Annotated in this window: 21 protein-coding genes; 7 read left to right on the top strand and 14 right to left on the bottom strand. The window is 73.0% G+C overall.

The features are described from left to right. Positions 1-25: 25 nt before the first annotated feature. Positions 26-2,413 (bottom strand): ABC transporter permease, encoded by a 2,388-nt coding sequence (locus ABZO31_RS19165; RefSeq protein ID WP_406862458.1) that lies wholly within the window; start codon positions 2,411-2,413, stop codon positions 26-28. Then, on the bottom strand, positions 2,410-3,102 hold the full coding sequence (locus tag ABZO31_RS19160; RefSeq protein ID WP_406862457.1) for an ABC transporter ATP-binding protein: 693 nt from the start codon (positions 3,100-3,102) through the stop codon (positions 2,410-2,412). Before ABZO31_RS19160 ends, ABZO31_RS19165 begins: the two co-directional genes overlap by 4 nt. Positions 3,103-3,324: 222 nt before the next feature. On the opposite strand from ABZO31_RS19160, the gene ABZO31_RS19155 reads away from it, so the two are divergent. Then, positions 3,325-4,614 (top strand): sensor histidine kinase, encoded by a 1,290-nt coding sequence (locus ABZO31_RS19155; protein ID WP_406862456.1) that lies wholly within the window; start codon positions 3,325-3,327, stop codon positions 4,612-4,614. Then, a complete protein-coding gene (locus ABZO31_RS19150; RefSeq protein WP_406862455.1) occupies positions 4,611-5,330 on the top strand; it encodes a response regulator in 720 nt (239 codons plus the stop codon). The genes ABZO31_RS19155 and ABZO31_RS19150 overlap by 4 nt, the downstream gene beginning before the upstream one ends. 10 nt (positions 5,331-5,340) lie before the next feature. Here ABZO31_RS19150 and ABZO31_RS19145 read toward each other — a convergent pair whose 3' ends face one another. The 6 genes from ABZO31_RS19145 to mqnC all read right to left on the bottom strand — a co-directional run bounded on the left by ABZO31_RS19145 (position 5,341) and on the right by mqnC (position 11,173). Further along, complete coding sequence (locus tag ABZO31_RS19145; RefSeq protein WP_406862454.1) at positions 5,341-6,174, bottom strand: carbohydrate-binding protein; 834 nt, start codon at positions 6,172-6,174, stop codon at positions 5,341-5,343. A 39-nt stretch (positions 6,175-6,213) separates the two neighbouring features. Further along, positions 6,214-7,167 (bottom strand): helix-turn-helix domain-containing protein, encoded by a 954-nt coding sequence (locus tag ABZO31_RS19140; protein ID WP_406862453.1) that lies wholly within the window; start codon positions 7,165-7,167, stop codon positions 6,214-6,216. A gap of 108 nt (positions 7,168-7,275) precedes the next feature. Beyond that, a complete protein-coding gene (locus ABZO31_RS19135) occupies positions 7,276-8,559 on the bottom strand; it encodes a geranylgeranyl reductase family protein (protein ID WP_406862452.1) in 1,284 nt (427 codons plus the stop codon). A gap of 69 nt (positions 8,560-8,628) precedes the next feature. Beyond that, positions 8,629-9,327, bottom strand: a complete 699-nt coding sequence (locus ABZO31_RS19130) for a demethylmenaquinone methyltransferase (protein WP_406862451.1) — start codon at positions 9,325-9,327, stop codon at positions 8,629-8,631. Between the two features lie 42 nt (positions 9,328-9,369). Beyond that, positions 9,370-9,966, bottom strand: a complete 597-nt coding sequence (locus ABZO31_RS19125; protein WP_406862450.1) for a hypothetical protein — start codon at positions 9,964-9,966, stop codon at positions 9,370-9,372. 7 nt (positions 9,967-9,973) lie between these two features. Then, positions 9,974-11,173, bottom strand: coding sequence for a cyclic dehypoxanthinyl futalosine synthase (gene mqnC, locus ABZO31_RS19120; RefSeq protein WP_406862449.1), 1,200 nt, complete (start codon positions 11,171-11,173; stop codon positions 9,974-9,976). Between the two features lie 96 nt (positions 11,174-11,269). On the opposite strand from mqnC, the gene ABZO31_RS19115 reads away from it, so the two are divergent. Further along, positions 11,270-12,310, top strand: a complete 1,041-nt coding sequence (locus ABZO31_RS19115; protein WP_406862448.1) for an alpha/beta hydrolase — start codon at positions 11,270-11,272, stop codon at positions 12,308-12,310. A gap of 18 nt (positions 12,311-12,328) precedes the next feature. Here ABZO31_RS19115 and ABZO31_RS19110 read toward each other — a convergent pair whose 3' ends face one another. Then, the gene (locus ABZO31_RS19110; RefSeq protein ID WP_406862447.1) at positions 12,329-13,198 is read right to left on the bottom strand and encodes a menaquinone biosynthetic enzyme MqnA/MqnD family protein; all 870 of its coding nucleotides are present in this window, start codon (positions 13,196-13,198) and stop codon (positions 12,329-12,331) included. Between the two features lie 262 nt (positions 13,199-13,460). On the opposite strand from ABZO31_RS19110, the gene ABZO31_RS19105 reads away from it, so the two are divergent. The 3 genes from ABZO31_RS19105 (at position 13,461) to ABZO31_RS19095 (ending at position 14,694) form a co-directional block, all read left to right on the top strand. Further along, entirely contained in the window at positions 13,461-13,664 is a 204-nt protein-coding gene (locus ABZO31_RS19105; protein WP_023547521.1) for a cold-shock protein, read from the top strand. Positions 13,665-13,786: 122 nt separating this feature from the next. Further along, positions 13,787-14,185 (top strand): DUF1992 domain-containing protein, encoded by a 399-nt coding sequence (locus ABZO31_RS19100; RefSeq protein WP_406862446.1) that lies wholly within the window; start codon positions 13,787-13,789, stop codon positions 14,183-14,185. Next, positions 14,182-14,694, top strand: coding sequence for a mycothiol transferase (locus tag ABZO31_RS19095; RefSeq protein WP_406862445.1), 513 nt, complete (start codon positions 14,182-14,184; stop codon positions 14,692-14,694). The genes ABZO31_RS19100 and ABZO31_RS19095 overlap by 4 nt, the downstream gene beginning before the upstream one ends. Positions 14,695-14,772: 78 nt before the next feature. Here ABZO31_RS19095 and ABZO31_RS19090 read toward each other — a convergent pair whose 3' ends face one another. The 5 genes from ABZO31_RS19090 to ABZO31_RS19070 all read right to left on the bottom strand — a co-directional run bounded on the left by ABZO31_RS19090 (position 14,773) and on the right by ABZO31_RS19070 (position 22,551). Beyond that, on the bottom strand, positions 14,773-15,885 hold the full coding sequence (locus ABZO31_RS19090) for a hypothetical protein (protein WP_406862444.1): 1,113 nt from the start codon (positions 15,883-15,885) through the stop codon (positions 14,773-14,775). After that, positions 15,882-16,589, bottom strand: coding sequence for an Imm52 family immunity protein (locus ABZO31_RS19085; protein WP_406862443.1), 708 nt, complete (start codon positions 16,587-16,589; stop codon positions 15,882-15,884). The genes ABZO31_RS19090 and ABZO31_RS19085 overlap by 4 nt, the downstream gene beginning before the upstream one ends. Positions 16,590-16,600: 11 nt before the next feature. Beyond that, the gene (locus ABZO31_RS19080; protein ID WP_406862442.1) at positions 16,601-18,964 is read right to left on the bottom strand and encodes a Tox-REase-5 domain-containing protein; all 2,364 of its coding nucleotides are present in this window, start codon (positions 18,962-18,964) and stop codon (positions 16,601-16,603) included. 120 nt (positions 18,965-19,084) lie between these two features. Continuing rightward, on the bottom strand, positions 19,085-20,971 hold the full coding sequence (locus tag ABZO31_RS19075) for an AMP-dependent synthetase/ligase (protein ID WP_406862441.1): 1,887 nt from the start codon (positions 20,969-20,971) through the stop codon (positions 19,085-19,087). A 164-nt stretch (positions 20,972-21,135) separates the two neighbouring features. Next, a complete protein-coding gene (locus ABZO31_RS19070; RefSeq protein WP_406862440.1) occupies positions 21,136-22,551 on the bottom strand; it encodes an acetyl-CoA C-acetyltransferase in 1,416 nt (471 codons plus the stop codon). A 50-nt stretch (positions 22,552-22,601) separates the two neighbouring features. Here ABZO31_RS19070 and ABZO31_RS19065 point away from each other — a divergent pair, with 50 nt between their 5' ends. Next, positions 22,602-23,918, top strand: a complete 1,317-nt coding sequence (locus ABZO31_RS19065; RefSeq protein WP_406862439.1) for a 3-oxoacyl-ACP reductase — start codon at positions 22,602-22,604, stop codon at positions 23,916-23,918. Positions 23,919-23,921: the final 3 nt, after the last annotated feature.

Here is a 23,921-nt window from a genome sequence, read left to right as displayed (position 1 = left end):
CCTTCGCCGTACCCGGTCCCGTCGGTCACTCCGTGCGCAGCGCCGTGGCCGTACGGGCCCTGGCGGCCCAGCCCGCCGGGAGCAGCGCGCCGAGGACGGCGATGACGATGCCGGCGAGCCCCAGCAGGACGAGCTCCGGGGCCTCGTACACCCGGAGGACCGACTGCGGCAGTTCGGTGTCCGAGGCGTGCCCCATCACCGGCAGCACGAAGCCGTGCAAGGCGACCCCGGCCGGCACCCCGAGCAGTCCGCCGAGCACGCCGATGCCCGCCACCGAGGCGAGCACGAGGCTCACGGTCTGCCGCGGCGTCATGCCGATCGCCTTGCAGACGCCGAGGTCGTGAACGCGTTCCCGAGTGTCGAGGACGACGGAGTTGAGCACCCCGAGGCCCGCCACGGAGACCAGCATGAGGGTGAGCAGCGCCGCCATGGCCTGCAGCAGCAGGATCATGTTCTCCCCCTCCGAGGAGGAGTTGGCCATGACGTCGCCGCCCAGCGGCCGCACCGCGGCGGCGAGCTTCTCGGCGTACTCGGCGGGCACGACGCCCGGCTTCACGTCGATGAGGAAGATGTCGGGCCGGAGCGCCGGGAAGTCGGCCAGGTCCATGTGGATCTCCAGCCGGTCGTCCGAGGTGTCGAAGGACTCGCCGACGATCCGCAGGGACGCCGTGTGCTGCCGGACGGTCACCCGCACCGTGTCGCCGACCTCGGCGCCGGTCTTGTCCAGGAAGCGCGAGGGCACCACGACCTGGCCGGCTCCGGTGATCCAGCGTCCGGAGATCATCGCGTAGGCGCCGGAACGCGTGTCGCCCTGGTAGAGGGCGGCCCTGATCGGCAGGGAGGCCCCGGCGACCGTGGCGTCCGCGAGGGTCTTGCCGTAGTACGAAGCGGTGCCCGGCTGCGCCTCGACGGCGGCCCGCATCTTCGCCGGGTCGACCGGGGTGGGCGTCTGCCCGCCCGCCGGTTGCGGGCCCTGCCCCGGTGGCGGAGGCCCGCCGTGGGCGGTGGGTGCGGCGCCGATGGCGGTGACGGCGGCGCGCTCCTCGGGGTCCTGCGCCTCGCCGACCGCGTTCAGGGACCCGGTCAGCCCCAGCGCGAAGGTCGCCGCGACCGTGCCGAACGCCACCGCGAGCAGGATCGCGAGCGTACGGACCGGGTGCGCGAAGGGACTCGCGAGGCCGTACGTCACCGCCCTCGGCAGCGGCAGCCGCCCCGCCGCCCGGTGCGCCCACCGGCCGCGTCCGGTGCGGGGCGCCCGGCCGACCGCGATGGCCTCGACCGTACGCAGCCGCCCGGCCCGCAACGCGGGAACGAGCGCCGCGACCCCGACGACGAGCAGCGCGGCGGCCGGCACCACGAGGTTCACCCACCAGGCCACCGTGAGCGAGGCGGTGCCGTACACCGACTCGGTGTCCTGGAGCAGCGGCAGCGCCAGGACGTTGCCGAGGACGACGCCCAGCGCGATGCCGACGCCGGCCGGGATGAGCGCCTGCGCGACGTAGGCCCGGACGACCTCGCGCGGGGTGAAGCCGATGGCCTTGAGGACGCCGATCCTGCGCAGACTCGTGCCGACGGCGCCGCTGATCACACTCCCGACGATGATCACGGACATGACGATGCCCAGCACGCCGAACGCGAGGAGGAACGGGATGGTCGGCGCCGCGCCCTTGTCGGCGGCGCGCTTGGCGTCCAGCCAGGACTCGCTGCCCAGCAGCGCTCCGGAGGGCACGGCGGCGGCGAGCCGCTTCCGCTGGGCGGTGATCTGCGCCTTGGTCTCCGCGGAGTCGAAGCGGTAGAGCATCTGGCTGGTGACCGGGCTGCTCTTCGACGCCAGCGCGTCGACCTGTGCGACGGTGGCCCAGGCCTGGGCGGACCGGCCGGCCGACACCGCGAATCCGACGACGGTCAGGGTCTGCCCGTCCGCGGCGTCCGAGGACTTCAGGGTGGAGCCGAGCTGGAGGAACGGGCCGCTGAACGACGCGGAGAGCACGATCTCGCCGGTCTTCGCAGGCCACCGTCCGGACTTCAGGTCCAGATCGTCCACGTCGCCGTGCGGCTCGGCCCGGCCGACCACGGTCACCCCCGGCATGTGCCCGCCGTTCGCGTCCACCGGGTTGACGGTCGCGGTCGGGAACGGACCCGCACTCGCGGTGACACCGGGCAGCCGCCCGGTGGCTTCGAGCTGCGCCGTGCTCGCCTTCGCCGGGTCGTACTGCGCGGTGACATGCGCCCCGCGCTGGGCCGCGAAGGCGTGGTCGAACGGCGCGTCCGCGGCGACCATGAGCGAGCCGGCGACCACGGACGCGGCGACGGCCATCATCGTGGCCAGGGCGACGACCACCGTCTGCACCCGCCGCCGGCCCACGCCGGAGCGGACGACCCGGCCGAGTGCGCCGGTGCCCCGGCGGCTCATCGGACGGCCTGCGCACGGGTGTCGCCGGCGAGCTGACCGTCGACCAGATGGATCGTGCGGCTCGCGCACGCCTCGGCGAGGGCCAGGTCGTGCGTGACGAGGACGACGGTCTGCCCGCCGCGGTGCAGGTCGGTCAGCAGCTCCCGTACGTCGTGGCCGGAAGCGGTGTCCAGCGCGCCGGTGGGCTCGTCGGCGAGCAGCAGCGCGGGCCGGTTGACCAGCGCGCGGGCCACCGCGACCCGCTGGCGCTCGCCGCCGGACAGCCGGCCGGGGTAGGCACGGGCGTGCTTGGAGATGCCGAGGAGGTCCATGAGTTCACCGGCCCGGGTCGCCGCCTTGCGCCGCGGGACGCCGGTCAGCTGGGCGGGGAGCTGGATGTTGTCCTCGACGGTGAGATCGTCGAGCAGGTTGAAGAACTGGAAGACCATGCCGATCTGTTCGCGCCGGAACCGGGCCCCCTCGTGCTCGCTGAGCCGGTCGATCCGCCGTCCGGCCACGGTCACGACGCCCTCGGTCGGCTTGTCGAGCCCGGCGACGAGGTTCAGCAGCGTGGACTTGCCGCTGCCGGACGGGCCGGTCACGGCGAGCGCCTCGCCCTGTTCGACGGTGAGGGTGAGCGGTCCGAGCGCGGGCGCGCCGGCGCTGTCGTACCGCTTGGCGACGCCCTCCAGTTGGATCACCTGGGTCATGGGAATGTCCGTCCTTCGCGTCTGGGAGGTCTCGGGTTCGCTGCCGGCTCCGGCGAACGTAGGCGCGGCCGGCCGGCGTTCGCGTCGGCCGCGGCACCGACATCGGGCCCTCCCCGCGGACGATCGGGCCGCGGGGTCCTCCCTGCGGCGTACTCCTCCCGGACGGGTGCCCGGTCGCGCAGGCTGATGCGGTCCTGAGCGGACGGGTCGCACAATGAGCCGGTGAACCCGGTGAACACGGACGGACGGCGCGGATGGCGCCGGTACCTGCCCGAAGCCCTGCGCCCGGAGGCGAGGCCCGCACCGCTGTCGCGCCGGGCGTTCCGCTTCGACGTGGTGCTGGCGGTCGTGCTGACCGCCGTCTCGCTGGTCGTCGCGGTGCGCTACCCCGACAGCGGCCCCGTCCACATCAAGGGGGACGTGCCGTTCCCGAGCCCTCCGGACCCGCCACCGGTCCTCCCGCTGCGGGAGGGGGAGCCCCCGCCCACGATCTGGCCGCTCGTCGTGCTGTCGGCGCTGCCGCTGGCGTGCCGGCGGCGGTATCCGCTCACCGTGTTCGCGGTGGTGATGGGCGCGACGCTGGTCATGGTCGACGACGCCACCTGGATGAGCGTGCTGACCTGCGTCATCGGCGCGTTCAGCGCGGTCGTCCACAGCCGCCACCGGACGGGGGCGCTGGCCGGACTGGTCGTCGCCGCCGTGCTGGCGGGCTTCGCCTTCCGGGAGACGGAGCCCGTCCTCCCGGGCTGGACGAGCCCGGGGGTGGTCCTGCTGGTCGCCGGGACGCTGGCGGGTCTGGTCCGGTTCTGGCAACGGCAGTTGATCGCGAGCAGGGACCGGTACGCACGCCTCCGGGAGACCCAGGACGAGGCCATGCGACGCGCCGTCGAGGAGGAGAGATCCCGGATCGCCGCCGAACTGCACGACGTGGTGACCCACAATGTGAGCGTGATGGTGATCCAGGCGGGTGCGGCGCGCAAGGTGATGGACACCGCGCCCGAGCGGTCGAAGGCGGCGCTGCTCGCCGTGGAGGCGGGAGGACGGGCCGCCATGGCCGAACTGCGTCATGTCATGGGCCTGTTGGCGGCCCCGGACCACGAGCGCCCGGACGGCCTTGAGCCCCAGCCGGGGCTCGGAGGGCTGGACGACCTGATCGACCGGGTGCGCGCCGCGGGGACGCCGGTGCGCGTGACGGTGTCGCTGCCGCCGGAACCGCTGCCGCCCGGGGTGGACCTCGCGGCGTACCGGGTCGTCCAGGAGGCGCTGACCAACGCGATCAAGCACGCGCCGGGCACCGACGCCGCCGTCGTGATCGGCCACGCGGGCGACTGGCTGGAGATCGAGGTCACCGACACCGGTGGTGCGCGGGACGACGGGCCGGCGGACGGCAACGGCCGGGGGCTCATCGGCCTGCGCGAGCGACTGGCGCTCTACAAGGGCGATCTGACGTCCGGTCCGACGCTCGCCGGGGGATGGCGGACCGCGGCGCGCGTCCCGTGGCGGACCGTATGAGCCGGCCGCCGCTGCGCGCCGTCATCGCCGACGACCAGGCCCTGGTGCGCACCGGCTTCGGGATGATCCTCGCCGCGGACGGCATCGAGGTGACGGCCGAGGCCGCCGACGGGGCCGAGGCGGTCGCCGCGGTCCGGAGGACCCGGCCCGACGTCGTCCTCATGGACATCCGGATGCCGCGGATGGACGGCATCGAGGCGACCCGGCGCATCCTCGCCGATGCTCCGGAGGGCGTCCGGGTCGTCATCCTGACCACGTACGACCTCGACCACTACGTGTACGCCGCGATGACCGCCGGCGCCAGCGGCTTCCTGCTCAAGGACGTCAGCCCGGAGCATCTGGTGGCCGCCGTACGCCTGGTGCAGTCGGGTGACGCCCTGCTCGCGCCGGCGATCACCCGCCGGCTGATCGAGCGCTTCGCCCACCGCGACGAGGCGCCGGCCGCCGCCCCGCACCGGGACCTGTCCGGCCTGACCCCCCGTGAACTCGAGGTGCTCCGCCTGCTCGCCACCGGCCTCAGCAACGCCGAGCTCGCGGAGCGCCTGTTCCTCAGCCCGACCACGGTCAAGACGCACATCGGCCGCATCCTGTCGAAGCTGGAGCTGCGCGACCGCGTCCAGGCCGTGATCCTGGCGTACGAGACGGGACTGATCGCCCCGGGAGACGGGGGCCGGGACCGGACCGGGCCCTCGGGGCCGCCTTCGGCGGCCCGTTGACGGTGCGGTCCTAGCCGGCGCGCCACAGGGCCGGGACGTTGGGCGGCTCCCAGCCGGCCTGGGCGGTGTGCGCCTGGAGGCAGGTGTAGCCCGCTCCGCCGTACGTGACCTTGTCCCCCGCCGCGTACACCCGCCCGGCCGTCCAGGTGCCGCCGGGTGCGGTGGCCGTCGGCGTGGGCGTGGGGCCCGGCCCCGGGTCCTGCGGCACGTCGAGCACGAAGTCGAAGGCGGCCTCCCGGGCGCCGCCCGCGTCCCGCACGGTCATCAGCAGCCGCGGGTCGAAGAGTGCGTCGGTGTTGTTGCGGGGCTCGTTCGGGAAGTACAGCTGGGTGGTGAGCACCGGGCGGCCGGGGGCCTGGACCTTGACGTGGAGGTGCCGGGTGCGGCCCGGGTAGAGGCCGGGCACGATCGTGGTGAGCGCGAAGGCGCCGCGGGAGTCGGTGAACTGGTGGCCGCGGAAGCGGAACCCGGTGTTGTCGTACGCGCCGTTGACGTCCGCCTGCCAGAAGTCGAGCAGGACGCCGGAGATCGGCCGGCAGGCGCGCCCGAAGACGTACCCGCTGACGGTGAGCCGCGTCCCGGGGGTGCCGGGTTCGAGCAGGCTCGTCCGCAGCGGCGAGTTCGGCTTGAAGTACGGGCCCTCCATCTGCGGCGGGGTGGGGTCGTCGCCGTCGTCGCACGCGGGTGTGAGCTCGGGGGCCGGGGCGTCCGGCCCGCCGAGGGTGCGGGCGAGGGCGGGGACGCCGACGAGGACCGCGGGAGCGGCCATGCCGGCGGCGAGCGCGACGCGCAGGACGGCCTTGCGGGTGACGTGTCCGGTGCTGGTCTCACGGTGCTGGTCCATGCCTGCTCCTCGGTGGGGGCTGAGGGATCGGCATCGAACCTAGGCAGGCGGCGCGCCGGGTTCGATGGACGGAGCCCGGCGGTCGTGGTGTTTTCGGAAGTCCCCGGGGCTGCGGCCGGTCTCGCGGCGGAAGAAGCGGCAGAAGTAGGCGGGGTCGCCGAAGCCGACCCGGGCCGCGACCTGACGGATCGACAGTCCGGTGCTGACCAGCAGCCGCTGGGCCTCGCGGGTGCGGGCCTCGCGCAGCAGCGCCGCGGGAGGCCGGCCGGTGGCGGCGCGGACCGCCTCCGCGAGGTGGCCGGGGGTGACCCCGAGCCGCTCGGCGCACTCCCGCACCGTCGGCGCCTCGCAGGCGGTACCGGCGGCGAGCCGGGCGAACTCCTCGGCGAGCCCGGCGGCGGCCCGGCCGTGCCGTCCGGGGCGGTCCCCGGCGGGGCCCGGTGCGTCGGCGGGGCCGGGGAGCCGCGCCGTACGGACGAGGAGGACGTGCAGCAGCGAGCGCAGCACGCTCGCGAAGCCGGCCGCGCCGTGCCGGTACTCCTCGGCGAGCTCGGCCATCAGCCGGGCGGTGCGGGCGTGCGCGGGGGCGTCGAGGGCGAGCCAGGGGCGCTCGCCGAGGCGGCGCAGCAGCTCCTGGTCGCCGGGGTGGTCGAGGAGGAACTCGGGGGTGAACAGGACGACGGAGCCGTCGAGTCCGCGGGCGTCCTCCCAGTGGTGCACCTGTCCGGGCAGGATCACCCCGAGGTGCGGCGGGCCCAGCGGATGCCGGTCCAGGTCCACGACGTGGGCGCCCGCGCCGGCGGTGACGTGGACGATCTCGTAGAAGGTGTGCCGGTGCGGGAAGTCGGCCCTGGCCATGGGGCCGATGCTGTCGAACGTCCCGATGGCGAACGGGACCTCGTCGGGGAGCCGGACCTCCAGCCGGTGCACGGGGGGCTCGCCGGTTCTCGGGGCGGTGCAGGGAGTCCCGGGTAAGACCGTGGTGCCGCGCATCAGCCGCCGCCCTCTCCATGCGTGGTACAGACCATTTTGGTCTTCCACGATGGCACGGGGCGGGCCCGGGATCACCCCGTACGGGCGATCCCGGGCCCTGCGGGGTGCCTACGCCTTCGGGGCCACCTTCGACAGGCCGTTGATGATGCGGTCCATCGCGTCGCCGCCGGTCGGGTCGGTGAGGTTGGCCAGCATCTTCTGGACGAACTTCATCAGGACCGGGTGGCTCAGACCGTGCTGGGTCGCGATCTTCATGACCTTCGGGTTGCCGATGAGCTTCACGAAGGCACGGCCCAGCGTGTAGTACCCGCCGTAGGTGTCCTTGAGGATCTTCGGGTAGTTGTGCAGGGCCAGTTCGCGCTGCGCCGGGGTCGAGCGGGCGTGCGCCTGCACGATCACGTCGGCCGCGATCTGGCCGGACTCCATCGCGTACGCGATGCCCTCGCCGTTGAACGGGTTGACCAGGCCGCCCGCGTCACCGACGAGGAGCAGGCCCTTGGTGTAGTGCGGCTGCCGGTTGAAGGCCATCGGCAGCGCCGCGCCGCGGATCGGCTGGGTCATGTTCTCCGGCGTGAAGCCCCACTCCTCCGGCATGGAGGCGCACCAGGCCTTCATCACCTCGCGCCAGTCCAGCTCGCGGAACGCGGAGGACGAGTTGAGGATGCCCAGGCCCACGTTGGAGGTGCCGTCGCCCATGCCGAAGATCCAGCCGTAGCCGGGCAGCAGCCGGTCCTGCGGACCGCGCCGGTCCCACAGCTCCAGCCAGGCCTCCAGGTACTCGTCGTCGTGCCGCGGCGAGGTGAAGTACGAGCGGACCGCCACGCCCATCGGCCGGTCCTCGCGCCGGTGCAGGCCCATCCCGAGCGACAGCCGCGTGGAGTTGCCGTCGGCGGCGACGACCAGCGGAGCGTGGAACGTGACCTCGCGCTTCTCGTCGCCCAGCTTGGCGTGCACGCCGGTGATCCGGCCGGTGCGCTCGTCGGTGATCGGCGCGCCCACGTTGCACTGCTCGTACAGCCGGGCGCCGGCCTTCTGGGCCTGCCGGGCCAGCTGCTCGTCGAAGTCGTCGCGCTTGCGGACCAGTCCGTAGTTCGGGTACGCGGCGAGATCCGGCCAGTCGAGCTCGAGCCGCATCCCGCCGCCGATGATCCGCAGGCCCTTGTTGCGCAGCCAGCCGGCCTCCTCGGAGATGTCGATCCCCATGGCGACGAGCTGCTTGGTGGCGCGCGGGGTCAGACCGTCTCCGCAGACCTTCTCGCGCGGGAACGCGGTCTTCTCCAGGAGCAGGACGTCGAGTCCCGCCTTCGCCAGGTAGTACGCGGTGGTGGAGCCCGCCGGGCCCGCCCCGACGACGATCACATCTGCGCTGTGCTCGGAGAGCGGCTCGGTCACGGCGGGGTCCTCCGAAGAGTCGGCGTCAGGTCGGTGGGAAGTCTATTGCGCGGCCCGTGCGGAAAGGGCTCAGGCCTCCGGCTTGAAGCCGCGGTGCATGGCCACGACGCCGCCGGACAGATTGCGCCAGGCGACCTTCTGCCAGCCCGCCTTCTGCAGCATCCCGGCGAGCTCCGGCTGGTCCGGCCAGCTCTGGATGGACTCGGCGAGGTAGACGTACGCGTCCGGGTTCGAGGAGACCGCGCGCGCGATCGGGGGCAGCGCCCGGATCAGGTACTCCTCGTAGACCTTGCGGAACGGCGCCCAGGTGGCGTGCGAGAACTCGCAGATCACCACGCGGCCGCCGGGCTTGGTGACCCGGAACAGCTCGCGCAGCGCGGCGTCGGTGTCCTGGATGTTGCGCAGCCCGAAGGAGATCGTGACCGCGTCGAAGACCTCGTCGCGGAACGGCAGCTTCGTGCCGTCGCCGGCCGTCAGCGGCAGCCAGCCGTGCTTCTTCTTGCCCTCGCGGAGCATGCCGAGCGAGAAGTCGCAGGGCACGACGTACGCGCCGGTCGCCGCGAAGGGCAGCGAGGACGTGCCGGTACCGGCGGCGAGGTCGAGGATCCGCTGCGCGGGGCGGGCGTCGACCGCCTTGGCGACCTCCTTGCGCCAGCGCCGGTCCTGGCCCATCGACAGCACGTCGTTGGTCAGGTCGTAGTTCGCCGCCACGTCGTCGAACATCGTGGCGACTTCGTGCGGCTGCTTGTCCAGGTTGGCTCGCGTCACCCGGCCATTGTCGCAGCCGCTCCCCCGCCGGGTGTCGGCGGCTCAGCGGCTGCGGTGCACCAGACGGCCGCCGAGGACCGTGGCCACGCAGGTGGACGGGCCGAGGCGGACGAGCGCGGCACGGTCCGGCACGTCGAAGACGGCGAACCGGGCCGGTGCGCCGGGCGCGAGCGCGGGCAGCAGTACCAGGGGGCGGGGCGACAGGGACGGCTCGCCCGGCAGGACCGGGGGCCGCTGTCCGACCGCGAGCCCGGCCCGCCGTACCGCGTCGATCACGGCGCGGGCGCGCAGTTCGCCGGCGATCGCGACCGTGCCGTGGGCCAGCAGCCGCTGCACCCCGCGCCGGGCGCTCGCGCCCAGGCGGGCCGGCTCGGCGCGGAACAGCGCCCGTGCCCGCTCGCCGCCGAACGGCTCGGTGCCGAGGGCGTCGGCCTCGCGCGGGTCCGGGAAGTAGGTCTGTTCGAGGAGTTCGGGCCCGTACGGGTTGAGCAGCCCGGGCGTCAGGATGCCGGGCCACCGCCGCACCCGCGCCTGGGTCGTGGCGGCCAGCTCCTCGTACGGGCCGACGGCGGCGACCTGCGCGCCGTCGACCAGGACCGCGGTCTCCGGCGACGCCTCGGCGACGTGGATCGTCAGCACGGCGGGCTCAGTTGGCGTCGAGCAGCTTCAGCTCGGGATGCGCCGTGCCGCCCTTGATCGCGATGGACGAGATGTGCGAGACGACGCGCTCGTCGACCGGGTCGTTCGCCGGGTCGTCGTGCACGACGAGGTGCTCGTACGTGGTGGCGCGCTGCGCCGGGACGCGGCCCGCCTTGCGGATCAGGTCGATGATCTCCTGGCGGTTCGAGCGGTGCTTCGCGCCCGCCGAGGAGACCACGTTCTCCTCCAGCATGATCGAGCCCAGGTCGTCGGCCCCGTAGTGCAGCGACAGCTGGCCGATCTCCTTGCCGGTGGTCAGCCAGGAGCCCTGGATGTGCGCGATGTTGTCCATGAACAGCCGGGCCACCGCGATCATCCGCAGGTACTCGAAGATCGTGGCCTGCGTACGGCCCTTCAGGTGGTTGTTCTCCGGCTGGTACGTGTACGGGATGAAGGCCCGGAAGCCGCCCGTCCGGTCCTGCACGTCACGGATCATCCGCAGGTGCTCGATGCGCTCGGCGTTGGTCTCGCCGGTGCCCATCAGCATCGTGGAGGTCGACTCGACGCCCAGGTTGTGGGCGATCTCCATGATCTCCAGCCAGCGCTCGCCGCTCTCCTTCAGCGGGGCGATGGCCTTGCGCGGCCGGGCCGGCAGCAGCTCCGCGCCGGCGCCCGCGAAGGAGTCGAGACCGGCCGCGTGGATCCGCTGGATGGCCTCCTCCACGGAGACCTTGGAGATCCGCGCCATGTGCTCGACCTCGGACGCGCCGAGGGAGTGGATGACGAGCTGCGGGAAGTCCTCCTTGATGGCCGCGAAGTGCTGCTCGTAGTACTCGACACCGAAGTCCGGGTGGTGCCCGCCCTGGAACATGATCTGCGTGCCGCCCAGCTCCACGGTCTCCGCGCAGCGGCGCAGGATGTCGTCGAGGTCGCGGGTCCAGCCGTTCTTCGTGTCCTTCGGCGGCGCGTAGAAGGCGCAGAACTTGCAGGCCGTCACGCAGACGTTGGTGTAGTTGATGTTCCGCTCGATGATGTACGTCGCGATGTGCTCGGTACCCGCGTAGCGGCGGCGGCGCACGGCGTCGGCGGCCGCGCCCAGCGCGTGCAGCGGCGCGGAGCGGTACAGCTCCAGCGCCTCCTCCGGGGTGATCCGGCCACCGGCGGCGGCGCGGTCGAGAACGGACTGCAGTTCGGCCTTCTCGGTCACCGGGTGTGTCCTTTTCGGAGGGGTAATGGCACTGGCCCGGCCAGCCTACGCCAGGGGCTCAGCAACCGATCCGGTCCCCCGTCCCTCTTCCCTGGCGTGAACCACCGCACCCGGACCTTCGTCGCCGCACTCGCCCTCGCCTCGGTCACCCTGGTGGCCGGCTGCTCCGACGAGGGGGACCCGGTCTCCTTCGGCGGCCCGAGCGCCGCGCCCTCCGACCGCACGCCCTCCCGCCCGGCCGCCACCGGCTCCCCGACGGCCCCGGCAGGCCCCAGAACGCTGATGCCGACGGGCCCCAAGGCCGACTTCACCGTCGCGAACACGCTCGACGACGACACGAAGATCGCCGTCACCACGCTGCGGGGCGAGAAGTCCGGTTTCACGGGCAAGGTGTGGGTGTGGGCCCCCAAGCAGTATTTCGACCCGAAGTACGCGAACAGCGGCTTCCCCGTACTGATCGCCCTGCCCGGCGGAAACGGCTACCCCAACAACTATTGGATGGGCACCGACCTCAAACTGCAGAGCAGCATCAGCACGTGGTCGCGGGAAGGGAAAAGCCTTCCGTTCATCGTCGTGATGCCCGTGCTCAACCCGGACGACAGGTACTACTACGACGGCAGCGATATACCCGGGCAGCCGAAAATGGGCACATGGATGACGGAGGACGTGCCGGATTTCGTCCGGGCGAATTTCCGCACCTTCGACTCCCGTGACGGCTGGGCGTTCATGGGCTCCTCGTCCGGTGCCTTCGTCGGCCTCAAGTCCGTGCTGCAGCACCCCGACAAGTTCAAGGCGGTCATCGCCTCCGGCCCCGACACCGTGCCCGACTCCCCGCTGTGGTCCGGACACGCGTCCGAACGGCAGGCCAACAACCCCGAACACCTTGCCCGGTTGCTCGCGGCGAAGCCGGGCGGGAAGGCGAGCGACGTCTATCTCGCCTTCCAGATCGGCACCCGGGAGTCCGGCATGAAGAACCTGAAGTCCTTCATGCGGAACTACACCAAGGGTCCGGTCAAGACCCGCCTCCAGGTCATCGAGGACGGCGGCCACAACGCCCGTTCGTACATACGGGGGATGGGCGACGGCTCGATCGCCTGGATCAGCGCGCAGATGCAGGGCCCGATACCGGCGCCGTAGCGGGCCCCCGGCCGGCGGTCAGGGCCGGGGCCGGTACAGCTCCACCTTCACGTCCGCCGGGAACCCGGTCGTCGGGCCGGTCCGGCGGGCGAACTCGTGCACACCGGCCTGCTGTTCGGGGCCGAAGCGGAAGTCCAGGGTGGTGAAGTACCGCTCCAGGAGCGCCGCGTCGAACGCCTCCCAGCGAGCCGCCTGCTCGGCGACCTTGGTGACCTCCGCCAGGGACAGGTCACGGGAGTCCAGGAACGCCTGGTGCACCTCGCGCACCGTCTCCGGCTCGCGGGCCAGGTAGTCCTTGCGGACCGCCCACACCGCGAAGACGAACGGCAGACCCGTCCAGTCCTTCCACATCGTCCCCAGGTCGTGGACCTGCAGCCCGAGCCGCGGCGCGTCGTGCAGCGAGGCGCGCAGCGCCGCGTCGCCGATCAGCACCGCCGCCTCCGCCTCCTGCATCATCAGGCCGAGGTCGGGCGGGCAGGTGTAGTACTCCGGCGACACGCCGAACTGCTCCGCGAGCAGCAACTGGGCCAGCCGCACCGAGGTGCGGGAGGTGGAACCCAGCGCGACCCGGGCCCCGTCCAGCTCGCCCAGCGGCCGCTGCGAGACGATCACGCAGGACATCACCGGGCCGTCGCAGCCGACGGCGATGTCCGGCAGCGCGACGAGATCGCCGGCGTTCCGGAGATATTCGACGAGGGTGACGGGACCGATATCCAGGTCGCCGCGGACCAGCTGTTCGCTGAGCTTCTCCGGGGTGTCCTTGGTGAGCTCGAGATCGAGGAGCGTTCCGGTCCGCGCAAGGCCCCAGTAGAGCGGCAGACAGTTCAGAAACTGGATGTGACCGACCCGGGGCCGGTTGCGCTGGCAGTCGTCGGTTGCATTGTCCACATCGCGAGGCTAGACCCGTCTCGATCGGTGGACATCGGCGGGTGGGCCGTCAGCGCGCGGGGATCATGTCAAACATGAGGGTGACGTGATCTTTCCCTCTACCCTCACGAGCACAGTGCGTGCTACGCTCGACGCAAGTTGCAGTTTGGTTTCCCTTGCAGTACAGAGCCTGCGGAGCATGTGACCCGCAGGCTTTTGTAGTTTTCAGATCTTGTATGGCAGGTTCTGGAGCAGGGCGACCCTTTGGCCCATAGGAGGGCTCATGGCTACCGGAACCGTGAAGTGGTTCAACGCTGAAAAGGGCTTCGGCTTCATCGCCCAGGAAGGCGGCGGCCCGGACGTGTTCGTCCACTACTCCGCGATCAACGCCAACGGTTTCCGCTCCCTCGAGGAGAACCAGCAGGTGACCTTCGACGTCACGCAGGGCCCGAAGGGCCCGCAGGCGGAGAACGTCACCCCGGCCTAAGTGCCCGGGTCCGCGTTCCAGAGCGGCTGAGAGCAGTACCCAAGGAGCCTCGCTCCCGTGCCTTCACCGGCACGGCAGCGGGGCTCCTGCCTTTGTGGCGGGTTGTGCCTACGCTGGAAGGCATGACGGAGCGCAAACCGCCGGGAGTCGACTTCGAGTCCTTCGTGGACAAGCAGATCCGGGACGCCGAGCGTCGCGGAGAGTTCCGCGATCTGGCCGGCTTCGGCAAGCCACTGGCGAACGACACCGCGCCGTACGACGAGCTGTGGTGGGTCAAGGGCAAGATGCACCGCGAGGGCCTGACCGTGCTGCCGCCCTCCCTGGCGCTGCGCAAGGAGGCCGAGGACGCGGCGGGAAAGGCGGCCGCCGCGGCGACGGAACAGCAGGTCAGACGCATCCTCACCGAGATCAACGAGAAGATCGCGGAGGCGCTGCGGAGGCCCCCCGAGGGCCCGCCGCTGAACCTGCGGCCGTTCGACGTCGAGGCCGAGGTCGCCGCCTGGCGGGAGGCCCGCGCATGAGAAGCCCCGAACTGCTCGCCGACGCGTTCGACCGCGTCCGGGAGGCCGTCCACGAGGCCGTGGAGGGCCTGCTCGACGAGGAGCTGGCGTACCGGCCGGACGCGGACGCCAACTCGATCGCCTGGCTCGTCTGGCACCTCACCCGCATCCAGGACGACCACATCACCGACGCCTTCGGCCTGGACGGCCAGCTGTGGACGCGCGACGGCTGGGCGGACCGCTTCGCCCTCCCCTTCGGCCCGGGCGCGACGGGCTTCGGCCACACCAGCGCCCAGGTCGCGGCGGTCCGCGTCTCCGGTGACCTGCTGCTCGGCTACTACGACGCGGTCCACGCCCGGACGCTGGAGCAGGTCAAGGGCGTGACGAACGCGGAGCTGGAGCGCGTCGTCGACACCTCGTGGAACCCCCCGGTCACCCTCGGCGTCCGCCTGATCAGCGTCATCGCCGACGACCTCCAGCACGCGGGCCAGGCGGCGTACGTGCGGGGGCTGGCGGAGCGGCGGGGGTAGGGGGAGGCGGCGCGGGCGGACGGGCGGTCGTACCGGGCCGGCGCGGGCCGGAGCCGCCCAGGCGTTGACGGCCCGGCGTCAGTCGTCCAGTTCGACGATCGGCTCGCTCGACACGACGGCGGCGACGATCATCGGGGCGTCGCCGTCGGTCTGGTTGAGCGAGACGCCGACGTACCGCCCGTCGTCACCGACCGGCCCCCAGACGGAGAGGTCGCCCAGATAGTCGTGGTCGACGAGGGTCCGGAAGAGCGGCGGCATGGGCGTGCCGTCGATCTTGCGGGCCATGGGGACGCGCATGCCGACGCTGCGGTGCGGGCCCCACCGGGCGTCGAGACCGTCCTCGACGGCGGCGAGGTGGGCCTGGGCCGTCGTGGAGGCCGCGGTCCACTCCTGCTCGTACACGCCCTGCAGCCAGGGCCCCTCCCACAACACGGCCGTCGCGCCCGCCTCGGCCTCAGGGACCGGCCCTGCGAGCAGCGCGTCCACCTCCGCCACGGCCCGCACGGTGTCGGCGGGGAACGCGTCCAGCCGCGCGCGCTCCATCGGGCGCGGCAGCGACTCAAGGACGCCTGCCTCGCGAAGCGCCACATTGGCCCGGACCACGGTGCCGGTGTCCCCGCGGGGAGCGAGGGTGAGCACCTGCCCCCCGTCGCGCATCAGCAGGCCCCCCGCCTCCAGGTCGGCGGGCAGCAGGGCCGCCCGGCCCGGGGAGAGGTAGCCGATCCGGCCGAGGAACGGCTCGCCGGCCTCGAAGCCGGCCTCGTCCAAGGCATCGGACACGTCGGCGTCGAGGACATCGCCGAAGTCCGGCGCCCACACGGCGGCCACGGCGGCGAGGAGTCGGGCTTCGGGGACCTCCGCGTCGTCCGGCGACTCGACGGCGATCACGATCGCCTGCAGCAGATCCTCGGAGAGCCCGCCGGCCCGGCCGGAGACGTCGACGCCCCAGCCCGGCTCGCCCTCGGTCGTGAGCGACAGCTCGTACGGGGTACCGACCGCCCGGTCACCCTCTCCCTTCGCGCGCAGCTCCGCGACGAGTACCGCCTCGTCCGCACGCGGTTCCGTCGTCCCGGCACCGGCCTGCGGAAGCAGTTCGGCGAGGCGCTCCAATGTCCGCCTCCACCGCCCCGCCACCGCCTCGACGGACTCCTCCCGCGGGCCCCAGAAGCCCCGCACCACACGGCGCGTCACAGGCGCGGCCGGTCCATCGGGCGGGGCAGGGGCTGGAGGGCGCCCGCGTCGCGGAGGAGGAGGTTGGCTCGGAGGACCGCCGCCGTGTCGTCGGGGGCGGCGACGTCCAGCAGGGTGCCGCCGGTCGGCAGGGGGTCGGTGCCTGCCGGGAAGTCGCGCGGGACCAGCGCCGCGCGGGCGGGCGAGAGGTAGCCCGCCCAGCCGATCGCCGGGTCGCTCGGGGCGAAGTCGCCGTCGTCCTCCAGGGTGTCCAGGACGTCGTCGTCCACCACGCCGCCGAAGTCCGGAGCCCACGCCTCCGCCAGCCCGGCGAGAAGCTCCGTGCCGGGGAGCTCCTCGTCCCCGGGGGTCCGTACGGTCAGGAGCATCGCCATCAGCACGAACTCCGATGCCGCGCCCGCCCGTCCGCCGAGCTCCAGCGTCCGGCCCGTGCCGTCCTCCGCCAGTACGCGGAGGTCCGTGCCCGACGTCGACGACCAGTCGTCCGCCGCCTGCACGGCGCGGAGCGCGGCCGCGAGGGACTCCTCGTCGGGCGTCACCACCGCCGCCGCGCCGGACGCGCCCACCCGGCGCAGCGACCAGCCGTCGCCCTGCGGCGGCAGCAGTCGCGTCACCCGCTCCAGGGTCAGGGCCCAGCGGGCGGCGAGTTCCTCGACGGTCTCTTCCCTGGGGCCCCAGAAGGCCCGCACCACTACACGTCCCATGGGCCCGCAGCCTACTTGGGGTCGAACTGTTCCGGCCGCCTCTCGCCGCCGGCCGGTTTCTGCGGGGTGTAGGAGCACTTGATGTCCAGGCCCTCCTCGCGGAACGCCTTCCTCGCCGCCTTCATCACCTCTTCGTTCGAGAAGTGCCACTCCACCGGCTTGCCCCTGGCCGCCTCCACCTGCCGCTTCGCCTCCGTGACGAAGGTGTTCTTGCCGGACGGCGTCAACTCCGTCTTCCCCGGCTTGGACAGGAAGCTGTCGTAGCCGTTCTTCGCCTCCAGATACGTGTTCCGCGACGAGTCCCAGCCGTCGTAGTCGACCGGGTTCTCGCCCTCCTTCGGGTGCGGAACCGTGTACTCCTGGCCGCGCGTCGTGCCGGTGATCTGCTCCTGGTAGCGCAGCCACGACTCGTTCACCCAGTTCGGCGCGGGATTCCGGTTGCGGCTCGACCAGAAGCCGTCGCCGCCGTCCGTGTCGCCGAGGGTGCGGGTCGTGAGGTTCTCCGCCCACTCCGGCGGCTGGTAGTTGCGCGGGTCGGACGTGTCGTTCCGCTCCGGTTCCGGGTACTGCTTGTACTCCTCGGCGGCCTTGCGGGCCCGCTCCGGCTCCTCCGCGCGCTTCTGCTCCACCCACGCCTTGTTGGCCTCCTCGCGGGCCTTGCGGGCGTTCTCCTTGGCCTCCTCGTCGCAGCCGTCGTCGGCGAGGATCACACGGCCGGACGACGCGTCCGCCGCGAGGATGCCCGTGCCCGTACCGGGAACTCCCCTGTACGGACGGGGGGTCAGGGGGCCGAAGGCGATCGTGCAGCCCGTCCGGCGGGCCTTGTCCTCGGCCTCGTCGGCCGCCTCGTCCGCCTCCCGGGCCGCGGTCCGCGCGCCGTCCACGTCGCCCGCGTCGGCGGCCTTCCTCGCGCGCGCCGCGGCGTCGCCCGCGTCGTCCGCGTGCTCGGCGATCTCGGCGGCGATGCGGCCCAGCTTGCCGAGCTTGCCGCCCTTGCTGACGACCTTCGCGACGTTGTAGCCGGGGATGAACATCGAGCCGACGTTCCAGACCACGTCCGTCACGGCACGGGTCTTCTCCCCGTTGTTCCAGCGGTCGCGGACCTCGTCGCCGACGAACATGTCGTCGCCGAAGGAGATGACCGTGTTCACCGACGCGCCGCCCCAGTCGGTCAGCGCGTCGAAGTAGTCCCCGTCCTTCCACTTCTGGCCGGCGTCCTTGGAGTCCTGGACCCACTGGTCGCCGAGTCCGGTGAAGTAGTCGCCCATGCCGGACCAGGTCGACGGCTTGAACAGGTCGATGATGCCGGTGACATCGCCCCACACGCCGTCGACGAGCAGGCCCGCGCCGACCTGGTACGTGCGGTCCCAGGCGCAGCCGAAGAAGCCCCAGCCGCTGCAGTCCTCCTCCTCGCCCTTGTCGTCGCCGCCGTCCTGGTCCTCGCCGGAGACGTCGATGGCGTCGTACTTGGCCTCCGGCTCCTGGCTGTCCTCGGGGTACGTGTCCGGGCGGTCGGTGGGCCTGCCGTCGGGGCCGGTGCCGTTGTTGTTCTGGCCGGGGAGGGTGGGGCCGTCCGTGCCGCCGGTGCCGCCGTTACCTCCGGTGCCACCCGTACCGCCGTTCCCGCCCGTCGCCCCGGAGCTGTCACCGCCCTGGCCGTCCTCGCCCCCCTGGCCGCCCGGATCGCCCTGCTCCCCCGCCTGCGTCCCGCTGCCGGACGGAGCCGGGCAGGCCGTGCCGGTGATCGAGCAGAGCGCCGAGCGGAAGCCGTCGGCGAGCGTCCCGCCGACGTTCGTCATCAGCAGCGCCGCGATGATGGCGGCGACCAGGACGATCAGGCCGGTGTACTCCAGCGCGCCCTGGCCCCGGTCCCGGTTCGGGCGGAACAACGGGTCCGGCGCGAGCTGCCGCTCGTCCACGGGGAGCCGGAACCACTCCGTGCTCTCCGGCCGCGTCAGGAAGTAGACGATCAGCGCCGGGACGAACAGCGCGGTGAAGCCGTGGACCGAGCCGGCCGCGATGTTCGAGATCGCGCCGAGGACCAGCCACGCCTGGACGCCGAACAGCCCGTACCGGACGCGCTCCCCGCCCGTCCATATTCGGCGGCCCAGCCACCAGCCCACGACGCCCGGGACCGCGCCCCAGGCGAGCAGGCCGAGCAGCTGCCCGCCCACCGCGTCCGCGGCGAGCGCGGACGCGAACATCCCCAGACCGCCGAGGATCGTCGCCACGAGCAGGACGTGCAGGAGCACCCGCGTGACCACCAGGCCCCGGGGCAGGCTCCGGCGCCTGCCCGGTCCCGGAGCCGGCGCGTACGTCCCGCCGAAGCCCCCGGCTCCCCCACCGGCGTACACGCCACCGCCGAACGCCGACACGTTGCCCCCAACAGTCCGTCACCGCACAACAGTTCAAGCCTGCCCACGTTACGGGCCGCGGCCGCGCACGTCTTGGGCCCGTGGGCCCAAATCCTGAACCGTGCTACGGACATGGGGACTTCAGATGCGTCCCGCCGCCCCCTCCTCCCGGTACATCGCCTCGATCTCCCGCGAGAAGTCGCGGACGATCGCCCGCCGCTTCAGCTTCTTCGACGGGGTGAGGTGGCCGCTGCGCTCCGAGAACTCCCGGGTCAGCACGTGGAATCGGCGGATCTCCTCGGACCTCGAGACCAGCTGGTTCGCGTCGTCCACCGCGCGCTGCAGGGCCGCCAGCAGGTCCGGGTCGGCCGCGAGGTCGCGCAGCGAGACATGGTCCAGCTGCCTCATACGCCGCCAGTGCGCCAGCCCGTCGTGGTCGAGCACGAGCAGCGCGGTCACGAACGGGCGGCGGTCGCCGACCACGACGGCCTGGCCGATCAGCGGATGGGCGCGCAGCCAGTCCTCCAGCGGGGCCGGCGCGACGTTCTTGCCGGCCGAGGTGACGATGATCTCCTTCTTCCGGCCGGTGATCCGCAGATAGCCCTCCGCGTCGAGGTCACCGAGGTCCCCGGTGGGGAACCAGCCGTCCGCCGTGTACGGCAGCGCCGCGCCCTGCTGCGCGTCCCAGTAGCCGGCGAACACCACCCCGCCCTTCAGCCAGATCTCGCCGTCGTCGGCGATCCGCACCGCCGTGCCCGGCACCGGCCAGCCGACCGTGCCGGTCCGCGCGGCCATCGGCGGGGTGATGGTGGCAGCCGCGGTGGACTCCGTGAGGCCGTATCCCTGGTACACCTCGATGCCCGCGCCCGCGTAGAAGGCCGCGAGCCGCTCCCCGAGCGGCGAGCCGCCGCAGATGACGTGCCGTACCTGCCCGCCGAGCGCGGCCCGGATGCGGCGGTAGACCAGCTGGTCGTACACGGCCCGCGCGGCCTTCAGGGAGAGCGAGGGCCGGTCGGCCTCGCGCGCCTCGCCGTACTTCCGCGCCACGCTCGACGCGCGGTCGAACGAGGCGGCGCGGCCCATGCGTTCGGCACTCGCGCGGGCCGAGTTGAAGACCTTCTCCAGGAGATACGGGATCGCCATCAGGAACGTCGGCCGGAACGCGGCCAGGTCGTCGATGAGGTCGGCGTCGTCGATCGAGGGCGCGTGTCCGATCCGGACCCGGGCGCGCAGACAGCCGATCGCGACCATCCGCCCGAAGACGTGCGCCAGCGGCAGGAACAGCAGCGTGGACGGCGGCTCCTTGCCGATCAGCTCACGGAAGACGGGGTGCAGCAGCTCGACCGCGTTGTCGACCTCGGCGTAGAAGTTGGCGTGCGTCAGCGCGCAGCCCTTGGGGCGGCCGGTGGTGCCGGAGGTGTAGATGAGGGTGGCGATGGTGTCGGGGGTGAGCAGGCCCCGGCGGGCGGTGACGGCCTCGTCGGGGACGTGCGCGCCGGCCCGCCGCAGTTTGTCGATCACGCCGGTGTCGAAGACCCACAGGTGGCTCAGCCCGGGTATCTGGCGGCGCTCGGCGGAGACCACGCGCGCCTGCTCCATGCCCTCCACGGCACAGGCGACGGCCCCGGAGTCCCGCAGGATCCAGCGGGTCTGGAAGGCCGAGGACGAGGGGTAGACCGGGACGGTGACCAGGCCGGCGGCCCAGGCGGCGAAGTCGAGCAGGGTCCACTCGTACGTCGTCCGCGCCATGATCGCGATGCGGTCGCCGGGCTGCAGCCCCTCCGCGATCAGGCCCTTGGCGACGGAGTGCACCTCGGCGGCGAAGCGGCCCGCGGTGAGGTCCTCCCACGTGCCGTCGGGGCGCTTGCGGGTGATGACGACGGCGTCGTGCGCGTCGCGGGCGTTGTCGTACGGCAGATCGGCGAGCGAGCCTCGCCGGGGGCGGGCGACGAGCGGGGGGACGTACGCCTCTCGGACGCGGCCGTCGACGACGAGCGTGCGGGGCGGGACGGGGGCGACGGCGGACACGAGCGGCTCCTCGGTTCGTCGGAGGTGGGCGGGGTGGGGTCGTGCGGGACTCCTGAGCGGGGAGGGTGGTGCGTGCGGGAGGTGCGTGAGGGGTGACGGTGCACGTCCGGGTCCGGGCCCGTGGGGTGCAGGCGGGCACGGCGCGCTGGTTCCGTGGTGCTGGGTTAGGGGCGTTCGAGGATCGCTGTCACGCCCTGGCCGCCCGCCGCGCAGACCGAGATCAGGCCGCGGCCGGGAGCGTCCCGCTCCGACAGCAGCTTGGCGAGCGTTGCCACGATACGGGCACCGGTGGCCGCAAAGGGATGCCCCGTCGCAAGTGAGGAGCCGGCGACGTTGAGCCTGTGCCGCGGCACACCGCCCAAACCCCGCTTCTCCCAGGCCGCCAGGGTGGCCAGGACCTGGGAGGCGAACGCCTCGTGGACCTCGAACAGGTCGAAGTCCTCGAAGCCGAGCCCCGCCCGCTGCAGCATCCGCGGCACGGCGTGCGCCGGGGCCATGAGCAGGCCGTCCTCGCCGTCGGCGACATCGCCGTGGACGTGGTCGACGGCCGCGGTCTCGTACAGGCTGAGATACGCCAGCGGGCGCAGTCCGCGCGCCTCGGCCCACTCGTCGCTCGCGAGCAGCACGGTCGCGGCCCCGTCGGTGAGCGGGGTGGAGTTGCCCGCGGTCATCGTCGCCTCGTCCGGGTGGTCGGTGCCGAACACCGGCTTGAGGGTGGCGAGTTTCTCGACGGTCGAGCCGGGGCGGAGGTTCTGGTCGCGGGTCAGGCCGCGGAAGGGGACGACGAGGTCGTCGAGGAAGCCGCGCTCGTACGCGGCGGCGAGCCACTGGTGGCTGGTGGCGGCGAGCCGGTCCTGGTCGGCGCGGGAGACACCCCACTTCCGGGCGGTGATCGCGGCGTGCTCGCCCATCGACAGGCCGGTACGGGGCTCCGCGTTGCGCGGGATGTCGGGGACGAGGTGCCCGGGGCGGATCCGGGCGAGGGCCTTGAGGCGGGCGGCCGTGCTCTTCGCGCGGCGGGCCTCCAGGAGGATGCGGCGGAGGCGGTCGTTGACGCCGAGCGGGGCGTCGCTGGCGGTGTCCGCGCCGCCGGCGACGGCGGAGTCCAGCGCGCCGAGGGCGATCTTGTTCGCGGCGGCGATCACGGCCTGGAGGCCGGTGCCGCAGGCCTGCTGGAGGTCGTACGCGGGGGTGCGCGGGTCCAGCTTCGAGCCGAGGACGGTCTCGCGGGCGAGGTTGAAGTCACGGGCGTGCTTGAGGACGGCGCCGGCCGCGAACTCGCCCACGGCGCCCGGCTCGTGGAGCCCGTACCGCTCGACCAGGCCGTCGAGCGCGGCGGTGAGCATCTCCTGGTTGGAGGCGGTGGCGTACGGGCCGTCGGAGCGGGCGAAGGGGATGCGGCTGCCGCCGATGACGGCGACGCGGCGGACGGGGCGGGGGGTGAGGGGAGTGAACGGCGCGGACGCGGCGGGCGCTGCGGCCGGCGCGGACGCCCCGGTCGGCGCCTCGGGCGCGTGCGGTGTGCGGTGTGCTTCCGGCATCTCGCTCTTCGACGGCATCTCGACCAGCTCCTGACCCATGAGTAACCTTACTCCACGGTAAATCTACGACCGCGCAGGGAGTCTGGACAATGGCCGACCGCTATCTGCACGTCACCGGCACCTCCGCCGGCCGCTTCCTCACCCGCAGGCTCGGCCTGCCGCAGCCGGTGGCGCTGCACCGCTGGTCGGCGGAACGGCCGTGCCTCGACGGGACGTTGCTGCACCTGACGGCGGGCCGGTCGACGCGTACGGAGGAGCTGGCCGCGGTCCTCGCCCACACCGGCCTGCCGGCCGGCGGGGGGCCGGTGGCCGCCGTGGTGCTCGACGCGACCGGCGTCGCCGACCCGGCCGGGCTCGCCGAGGTGCACGCGGCGCTGCACCCGGTCGTACGCCAGGTCGCGACCGGCGGACGGATCGTCGCCCTCGGTACGACGCCGTCCATGACCGACCATCACCAGGCAGCCGTGCAACAGGCGTTGGAGGGCTTCGTCCGCTCCCTCGGCAAGGAGGCCGGGAAGGGGATCACGGTCAACCTCGTCCGCGTCGAGGACGGCGCGGGCGCGGCGGCGGCGGAGTCCACGCTCCGCTTCCTCCTCTCGCCGAAGTCCGCGTACGTGAGCGGCCAGGTCGTGACCGTCACGGCCGCCGATCCCGGGGCCGTGGCCGACTGGGACCGGCCGCTCGCCGGCCACACCGCGCTGGTCACCGGCGCCGCCCGCGGCATCGGCGCGTCCGTCGCCGAGACCCTCGCGCGGGACGGGGCGCACGTCGTCTGCCTGGACGTCCCGCAGGCGGGCGAGGACCTGGAGCGCACGGCGGCGCGGGTGGGCGGCGCGGCACTGGCCCTGGACATCACCGCGGCGGACGCGGCGGACCGGATCGCGGCGGAGGTCCCCGACGGCCTGGACGTCCTCGTCCACAACGCGGGCATCACCCGCGACCGCCGCCTCGCCAACATGCCCGCGGACCGCTGGGCCGCGGTCATCACGGTCAACCTCTCCTCGGTCCTGGACACCACGGACGCCCTCCTGAAGGGCGGCACGCTGCGCCGCGGCGGCCGGATCGTGGCGACCGCGTCCATCGCGGGCCTCGCCGGCAACAACGGCCAGACGAACTACGCGGCGAGCAAGGCCGGCGTCGTCGGCCTGGTGCGCTCGCTCGCGCCGCGCGCGTACGCGGAGCACGAGGTGACGGTGAACGCGGTCGCGCCGGGCTTCATCGAGACGAAGATGACGGCGGCGGTCCCGTTCCTCATCCGGGAGGCGGGCCGGCGCATGAACTCCCTGGCCCAGGGCGGCCTCCCGGTCGACGTCGCCGAGACGACGGCCTGGCTGGCCCACCCGGCCTCCGCCCCGGTCAACGGCGAGACGGTCCGCGTCTGCGGCCAGAGCCTGCTGGGCGCGTGACCC

The organism is Streptomyces solicamelliae (genome assembly GCF_045348655.1).
GTDB classification, from domain to species: domain Bacteria; phylum Actinomycetota; class Actinomycetes; order Streptomycetales; family Streptomycetaceae; genus Streptomyces; species Streptomyces solicamelliae.
The sequence above is the reverse complement of the archived record's forward strand: the minus strand, read 5'-3'. Positions and strand labels throughout refer to the sequence as shown.

What these genes read in the sequence shown, in the direction of transcription:
- ABZO31_RS19165 (WP_406862458.1), bottom strand. Translation starts at nt 2,413, where the DNA reads ATGAGCCGCCGGGGCACCGGCGCACTCGGCCGGGTCGTCCGCTCCGGC.
- ABZO31_RS19160 (WP_406862457.1), bottom strand. Translation starts at nt 3,102, where the DNA reads ATGACCCAGGTGATCCAACTGGAGGGCGTCGCCAAGCGGTACGACAGC.
- ABZO31_RS19150 (WP_406862455.1), top strand. Translation starts at nt 4,611, where the DNA reads ATGAGCCGGCCGCCGCTGCGCGCCGTCATCGCCGACGACCAGGCCCTG.
- ABZO31_RS19145 (WP_406862454.1), bottom strand. Translation starts at nt 6,174, where the DNA reads ATGGACCAGCACCGTGAGACCAGCACCGGACACGTCACCCGCAAGGCC.
- ABZO31_RS19140 (WP_406862453.1), bottom strand. Translation starts at nt 7,167, where the DNA reads ATGCGCGGCACCACGGTCTTACCCGGGACTCCCTGCACCGCCCCGAGA.
- ABZO31_RS19105 (WP_023547521.1), top strand. Translation starts at nt 13,461, where the DNA reads ATGGCTACCGGAACCGTGAAGTGGTTCAACGCTGAAAAGGGCTTCGGC.
- ABZO31_RS19100 (WP_406862446.1), top strand. Translation starts at nt 13,787, where the DNA reads ATGACGGAGCGCAAACCGCCGGGAGTCGACTTCGAGTCCTTCGTGGAC.
- ABZO31_RS19095 (WP_406862445.1), top strand. Translation starts at nt 14,182, where the DNA reads ATGAGAAGCCCCGAACTGCTCGCCGACGCGTTCGACCGCGTCCGGGAG.
- ABZO31_RS19085 (WP_406862443.1), bottom strand. Translation starts at nt 16,589, where the DNA reads ATGGGACGTGTAGTGGTGCGGGCCTTCTGGGGCCCCAGGGAAGAGACC.
- ABZO31_RS19070 (WP_406862440.1), bottom strand. Translation starts at nt 22,551, where the DNA reads ATGGGTCAGGAGCTGGTCGAGATGCCGTCGAAGAGCGAGATGCCGGAA.
- ABZO31_RS19065 (WP_406862439.1), top strand. Translation starts at nt 22,602, where the DNA reads ATGGCCGACCGCTATCTGCACGTCACCGGCACCTCCGCCGGCCGCTTC.